The sequence below is a fragment of the Salinivibrio sp. ML323 genome (assembly GCF_001995745.1).
GTDB classification, from domain to species: domain Bacteria; phylum Pseudomonadota; class Gammaproteobacteria; order Enterobacterales; family Vibrionaceae; genus Salinivibrio; species Salinivibrio kushneri.
On record NZ_MUES01000047.1, the window covers coordinates 1 to 7,457 of the forward strand.

The 7,457-nt window shown below is 49.4% G+C and carries 6 protein-coding genes; 2 read left to right on the forward strand and 4 right to left on the reverse strand.

Going from position 1 to position 7,457, the window contains the following annotated elements:
* Nucleotides 1–1,388: 1,388 nt before the first annotated feature.
* The 4 genes from BZG13_RS14750 to BZG13_RS14765 form a co-directional block, all read right to left on the reverse strand.
* A complete protein-coding gene (locus tag BZG13_RS14750) occupies nucleotides 1,389–2,285 on the reverse strand; it encodes a DMT family transporter (RefSeq protein WP_077487165.1) in 897 nt (298 codons plus the stop codon).
* 119 nt (nucleotides 2,286–2,404) lie between these two features.
* The gene (locus BZG13_RS14755; protein WP_077487162.1) at nucleotides 2,405–2,890 is read right to left on the reverse strand and encodes a DUF2780 domain-containing protein; all 486 of its coding nucleotides are present in this window, start codon (nucleotides 2,888–2,890) and stop codon (nucleotides 2,405–2,407) included.
* Between the two features lie 101 nt (nucleotides 2,891–2,991).
* Entirely contained in the window at nucleotides 2,992–4,596 is a 1,605-nt protein-coding gene (locus tag BZG13_RS14760) for an ABC-F family ATPase (RefSeq protein WP_077487163.1), read from the reverse strand.
* Between the two features lie 215 nt (nucleotides 4,597–4,811).
* Nucleotides 4,812–5,447, reverse strand: a complete 636-nt coding sequence (locus BZG13_RS14765) for a GGDEF domain-containing protein (protein WP_069362472.1) — start codon at nucleotides 5,445–5,447, stop codon at nucleotides 4,812–4,814.
* A gap of 224 nt (nucleotides 5,448–5,671) precedes the next feature.
* Between BZG13_RS14765 and BZG13_RS14770 the strand changes: the two genes are divergently transcribed.
* Complete coding sequence (locus BZG13_RS14770) at nucleotides 5,672–6,649, forward strand: helix-turn-helix transcriptional regulator (RefSeq protein ID WP_077487164.1); 978 nt, start codon at nucleotides 5,672–5,674, stop codon at nucleotides 6,647–6,649.
* Nucleotides 6,650–6,709: 60 nt separating this feature from the next.
* The coding region (locus BZG13_RS14775; protein ID WP_131825408.1) for a hypothetical protein at nucleotides 6,710–7,457 on the forward strand (748 nt) is incomplete at its 3' end.

Consider the following 7,457-nt stretch of genomic DNA (forward strand, 5'->3'; position numbering starts at 1 on the left):
GTGGGATAGATGCACATTGCCAACGGGCGCCTGTCACGATCAGGGGTTAATAGTTGGCTCCGATGTCGGATGGCGCGCGGCGCAAATCATACCAAGTTTGCACGATCGAGTTGGCGCTTATGCCGACCTACGCGAACTTTAACGTCGGTGGTGCCATTGGCGTAGGTGACACAAGCCCCAGCACGATGTTGGATAGGGACATTGCCAACGGGCGCCTGTCACGATCGAGGTTAATCGTTGGCCTCAATGTCGGATGGCGCGCGGCGAAAGTCATACCAAGTTTGCACGATCGAGTTGGCGCTTATGCCGACCTACGCGAACTTTAACGTCGGTGGTGCCATTGGCGTAGGTGACACAAGCCCCAGCACGATGTTGGATAGGGACATTGCCAACGGGCGCCTGTCACGATCAGGGGTTAATAGTTGGCCCCGATGTCGGATGGCGCCAGTTGCACTGCGCGCGGCGAAAGTCATACCAAGTTTGCACGATCGAGTTGGCGCTTATGCCGACCTACGCGAACTTTAACGTCGGTGGTGCCATTGGCGACGAGACACAAGCCCCAGCACGGTGTTGGATAGATGCACATTGCCAACGGGCGCCTGTCACGATCGAGGTTAATCGTTGGCCTCAATGTCGGATGGCGCAGTGCAACTGGCGCCAGTTGCACTGCGCGCGGCGAAAGTCATACCAAGTTTGCACGATCGAGTTGGCGCTTATGCCGACCTACGCGAACTTTAACGTCGGTGGTGCCATTGGCGACCGAGACACAAGCCCCAGCACGGTGTTGGATATGTGGAAATTGCCAACGGGCGCCTGTCACGATCGAGGTTAATTGTTGGCCCCGATGTCGGATGGCGCGCGGCGCAAGTCACACCAAGTTTTTTCGATCGAGTTGGCGCTTATGCCGACCTACGCGAACTTTAACGTCGGTGGTGCCATTGGCGACCGAGACACAAGCCCCAGCACGATGTTGGATAGGGGGACATTGCCAACGGGGGCCTGTCACGATCGAGGTTAATCGTTGGCCTCGATGTCGGAGGCGCGCAGTCCGCTTGGGTAATACATGACAGACATCGCACTGGCGCTTGTCCGACCTACACACCATTTTAATATCGGTGGTGCCATTGGCGACCGAGACACAAGCCCCAGCACGGTGTTGGATAGGGGACATTGCCAACGGGCGCCTGTCACGATCGAGGTTAATCGTTAGCCTCAATGTCGGATGGCGCAGTGCAACTGGCGCCAGTTGCACTGCGCGCGGCGCAAGTCGCACCAAGTTTGTACGATCGAGTTGGCGCTTATGCCATTGGTGAAGGAGACTTCGCAAACCAAAACTGGCCTCAAATGAGGCCAGTTTTGCTCGTATTAAACCTTTGAATGTGCGAGTGTTATACGATACGTCGCCGAAAGATGCGATGACCAACGGCATTGAATAATGCGCCTGCCACAATTAACCCACCACCGAGATAGGTCCAAATTGAGGGCACTTCATTAAATATCCATACCCCAATTAATGTCGAGAACACGATTTGCACATACGCATAGGCTGACGCTTCGCCAGCTTGTTGTGTTTGCATGGCTTTGGTGAGCCCATACTGGCCGATTTGAGTAAACACACCCACTAACACCAATAAGAATGTGAGCGGCAAACTTGGCATCACAAACTCTGGCCACATCAACACCACCGAGACCGGCAGGGCGACCATCGGGAAGTATAGGATGATTACCGAGCTGTCTTCGCTGCGGCTGAGTTTTCGGACAATTACGTAGGCCACAGAGCTCCCTAAAGCCCCCAGTAATGCGATAGCGACACTAAAGGGCGGAAGTGCGCTATCGATCGATGTATTGAGGTTGGGTTGAACCATCAGATAGAGGCCGCCCAAACACAGGGCAATGGATACTAAGGTGGCGCCTTGTAAGCGCTCTTTAAGCAGCACGAGCCCAAGGATAGCGGTAAATACCGGGTGGGTGTATTGCAGCACTGTGGCTTCGGCGAGCGGCAGTGTCGTAACCGCATAATACACACACATTAATGCCATGGTGCCCAATACGCCGCGCAATAAAAGTAGCGGTTTGTTGTTGCCCAAAGGCGATAGACCTTTGCGCCTGACATCGGTGTAGCTGATGATGAGTGAGACCAAGGCCCGCGATGCCACGATCTCAAGCACTGGGATACCGTTGAGGCTCACATATTTTACACAGGCGGACATCAGCGCGAAACCGAATGCAGAGAGCAGCATATAGCGGATCCCAATGGGGATCGCAGAGAAAGATAAGGCAGGCATAATCACACGGCGTTGAACAACAAGGCGAACATGATAACGCGTCTCGCTATTTTTTGCTTGAGGATAGGGCAAATAAATACGCGGCCTTGATAGCCGCGTGTGATTACAAGGTTAGAAGGTTAAGGCCAAAGCTGGGTGAGTGAGCCGAGTAATTCCTGGCTAGCGCCCTGTTGTCCGAGGTATTTAAGAATAATCGGAACAAATTGCTGCAAGGTTGCCGCATTGACCCCTAGCTTTTCTGCCACGCTATACAGGCTATTGAGTGAGCTGATGTTGTTACTAACACCAGTGTCACCGAGTAACGAAGACAGCGAGCCTAAATCAGGGCGGAGACTAGCAAGCTCTTGCTGTTTAGTCCCCGTCAGACGATCGGCTGCCATTGCCAGCAACGCGCTGGCACCACCGGCGGCTTGTGTTGAACTCACATCCACTTTCTCGGTAATGGATTGGACAAGGGGAGATTGACTGGCTTGGTCATCCGCAAATTGGGTCGCCATTTGCGTCATCGTATCAGTGGTTTTATCGCCTTGGCCGAACAGAGCGTAGCTTGGTGTTGCGAACACAAGGCTTGAGAGCGAGAGCAAAGTCGCTACGTATTTAATCATCGATTATCCGTTAAACAGAAAAATGCGCCGTGCTCTAGGTATAGCGGGGATTGCCGCGGAAAGAAAGCCTTTCAGCGGCAAAGTTTTGGCGAGTCTCAGCGTTAAGCCACGGCACGCACTTTTTCTAAGTGGGCGAGGTACTCATCGTAGCTGCCGTTAAAGTGGATCAATTGCTGATCTTTTATCTCAATAATGTCGGTCGCCAGTGAGGAAACAAACTCACGGTCGTGGCTGACAAAAATCAAAGTACCGGGGAATTGCTCTAGGCCTTTATTGAGTGACTCGATCGCTTCCATATCCATGTGGTTGGTCGGTTCATCCATCACAATCACATTGATATCTTGCATCATCAGCTTGCCAAACATCAGGCGGTTTTTCTCGCCCCCTGAGCAGCTTTTGGCTTTTTTGTTCACATCATCGGCTGAGAACAACAAGCGACCCAAAATGCCACGAACCATCAAATCATCATGCTTGGCCGTACGCCATTGCGACATCCACTCAAACACGGTGAGATCGTTATCAAACTCGGCACTGTTATCTTGTGCACAGTAACCAATGGATGCGTTTTCTGACCATTTGATTGTGCCTTCGCTTTGCGCTAACTCGCCGACTAAACAGCGCAGTAACGTCGATTTACCGACACCATTTTCGCCAATAATCGCGAGGCGTGAGCCGGCTTCGAGTAAGAAATGGCCACCGCGGAATAGGGGCGTATCGTCAAATGCATGGCCCACCTCACGCAATTCAACCGCTTGGCGATGGAGCTTTTTGCTTTCAGTGAATTGGATATAAGGGTGCACGCGACTGGATGCTTTGACTTCATCAAGCTGGATCTTTTCCATGCGTTTGGCGCGTGAACTGGCTTGCTTAGCTTTAGAGGCATTGGCACCAAAGCGATTCACGAAGTCTTGCAGCTCACTAAGCTCCGCTTCTTTTTTCGCGTTGCTGGCGAGCAATTGTTCACKTGCCAAGCTAGATGCGGCGACAAAGTCATCGTAGTTGCCTGGATATACACGTAGCTCGCCAAAGTCGATATCGGCCATGTGGGTGCACGTGGCGTTCAAGAAGTGACGATCGTGAGAAATGATAATCATGGTGCACTGGCGCTGTTGCAGCTCACCGGCCAACCAATTGATGGTATGAATATCCAAGTTGTTGGTTGGCTCGTCCAGCAGCAAAATATCAGGATTGGCGAACAGGGCTTGAGCAAGTAGCACTCGTAATTTCCAGCCCGGCGCGACTTGTGACATCAAGCCAAAGTGCAGCTCTTCTTCAATCCCCGCTTGCAAAAGAATATCGCCGGCACGGCTCTCGGCGGTATAACCGTCCATTTCCGCGAACTGGCTTTCTAGCTCTGCGACGGCCATGCCATCTTCTTCGCTCATTTCCGGCAAAGAATAAATGCGCTCACGCTCTTGTTTGATTTCCCACAGCTTGCGATCGCCCATCATCACCGCATCAATCACTGAGTATTGCTCATAGGCAAATTGATCTTGGCTAAGCTCGCCCAAGGTTTGTCCTGGCGTGATGGACACATTGCCTGCGGTAGGCGTGAGCGCGCCACTCATGATTTTCATCAAGGTGGATTTGCCACAGCCGTTGGCTCCGATCAATCCGTAGCGGTTACCGTTACCAAATTTGGCAGAGATGTTTTCGAATAGCGGCTCGGCACCAAACTGCATGGTGATATTGGCGATTGAAATCAAAAGAGGTTCCTAGCGACTGTGCTCAACCAAGGTCCGTATCGTTTATGACAAGCGATAAATCCACGGCCCAGCGAGGAGGGTGTAAAGATAAATATGACTGAGCGCGCATTGTACAGAAGTGTGATGAAATTAACAGATTAATGGTGAAGAATCACAAGGCGATGCTGGTTACCACCTTGTGATGTCATGGCTTTTACTTAGGTACGTATATGGTGTTAGGCCTTGCGACTGAGCATACGTGTATCCGCTTGACGAATTAACTGATCCAATGCGGTTTTACTGCTGGTTAACTGAGGGGCATTATCCGCGCGCATGTCGCTCACACCAAAACTAAAGCTTAAATAATGTGGGCGTTGATCAATCAGGAGTGGTGAATGAGCCAGTTGCATCACCAGTGATTGGGCCCAATCAGTGGCAGCCGCATGTGTGGTGTTGGGCAATAACACCGCAAACTCATCCCCGCCAAAGCGCGCCGCGATCCCCTCGTGCGTATTGTTGGCGAGCAGTGTAGCCAGGTGACAAATCGCCTGGTCACCCACCAGGTGGCCGTATTGATCATTCACCGTCTTCAACTTATTCATATCGATAAACACCAGTGCCAACTGGTGGCATTGAGGTTGGCTTAGCAGTGTATTGAAGCTGGTTTCGAGATGATACCGATTGGCAAGGCCTGTCATGTCATCGGTATTGAGCTTTTGCACCAAATGCCCCAACTGATCGACCAAGCGCTGGTTTTCGGTTTCTAACGCGGCAATTAATTGTTCACACTGGCCCACCTGATAACGCAGTTGTTTAATGGTTTTGGTGTCATCGTTTATCAGCGTTTTGACTTGTTCTAGCACATCGTTCATGACTATATTCCTTTACGCACCCTAACACGGTATGACGCCACTTTATCGGTACGGTGCGACAGAATGTGTCTGATTAAATCGGTTTAACTGATTGTTTTATATGCGACGCATTTTGCCTTTTTGTGATGGTAGGCTCAGTTATGAAATGGAACCGCGATCGCGACTTGTTTGTGAAAGTAGGCAGGTAAATAATAGTGAAAAAATCATTAGACATCGAAACATTTATGACAACCCGTCCGCCTAAAAGTGACTCGCTAAGGCTCGCATTCTTGTTGTTGCGCCACCTTTCACACCGGATCAAACAAACCGCAGGCGATCTACAAAAAGCCGTTGCAAGCGATGGGATAGAACGCAATATCCGTACCATTCAACGTAACTTAGAGATGCTTTGCGAGGAAGGGTTTGCCGAGTGTGATGATACCAGCAAACCTTATGGATATCGGTTATTGGATCATGCCCCAGAGCTAAGCAACGGCAAGTTGTCTACGCAAGAGGCATTGTTACTGTCGCTGGCTGAAAACTACCTCACTAACTTGCTGCCGGCTAATGTGACTGAATCACTCAGTGCCATGTTTGCGGCAGCGCGCTGTGAATTGAACCCGACGGGTGATGCCGAAAAAGCGCGCGCCTGGACCAAGAAAGTGCGTGTGGTCAGCGAGACCCAGCCGTTGCTCCCCCCCAAGATGAGTGACGAGGTTTTTAAAAATGTTACTGACGCGCTCTACAACGACTATCCGCTGATCCTCGATTACTACAACGCCAAACAGCAACAAAAAACCGGCCAACGGGTTTACCCACTCGGCCTCGCGCAACAAGGCCCACGCTTATATTTAGTATGCCGGTTCGAAGGCTACGATAACGAGCGCAGCATAGCGGTTCACCGCATTAACCGTGCCAATGTGTCTAAATTCCCATTTACGCCGCCATCAGATTTTGATCTGAAAAAATACGATGACGACGGCCGATTTGGCTTTGGAGAAGGCGAGCGTTGCTCACTGACCTTTAACATTAAAAAAAGCGCCGGCCACTATTTACAAGAAACGCCACTGTCTTCCGATCAAACCATGACCGAGCACGATGAGCATTATCAAGTCACCGCCACGGTCATCCGCTCGCAACAACTCACCCACTGGCTTGATGGATTTGGAGAGTTGGTGTGGGGCGTCGCGATCAAAGATACGATCGCTGTCGGTGAAGAATAAGCCTTGCATTGAATTTTATCGGAGAAGACATTTCTCTGTATTAACAGAATCGAGGAAACGATGAATACAAAATTAGTATCGGAATGGAAGCTGTCAAAAGAGACCATTGAGAAGATTGGGTTAGGATCAGAGTTAAATGAAAAGTTAGAAAAAAAACTCAACCATCACATAGACTCGTTTATTCGCTCTCGAAATGATGACACTGAAATTGGCTATGCACTAAATAACTGTTATGCATCTTTAATGCCGAATGATACCTATGATTCAGGAAGTGTGAGATGGCTTTGCTTCCAAGACAATATTTATTTTGATAAAAACCGAAGGCGTTTTTGGTTGTGTAAGGATATGGAATGCTCGGTTGAAGTGGGTAATTCAGATTCTGAAAATAATCTTGAGCAGGAACTGAATAAAAAAATTAATGATACGATAAATTGGTGGAATATCCCTGATAAAAGTCACCTAAAGAGTCTTTTATCTTCAACAGTCCGGCCCAAAAAACTAACTGATTTTTTAGAGAATGTTTCGGATTTCCCATTCCGTCTTGATAAAGACAGTATAGCTTATCATATTTCATCTTCAACTAAACCTTCTCGTTATTCAGGATTGTACGCTCACGCTCACGCTTTCTCATCGAATACAAAAAAATATAAAAAAGCCTTGCTTTCCTTACCCGTAGATTTTTCTCGATTTTCAGACGGGAAATCTGGCAGGAAAGTTTTTATTCAGGCTTTACTTTGTGGTTTTACGCCTAACGCCCTTATTGATGATGAGTGTTATAAAAGTCTAATTAATATATATGTGAATAAAG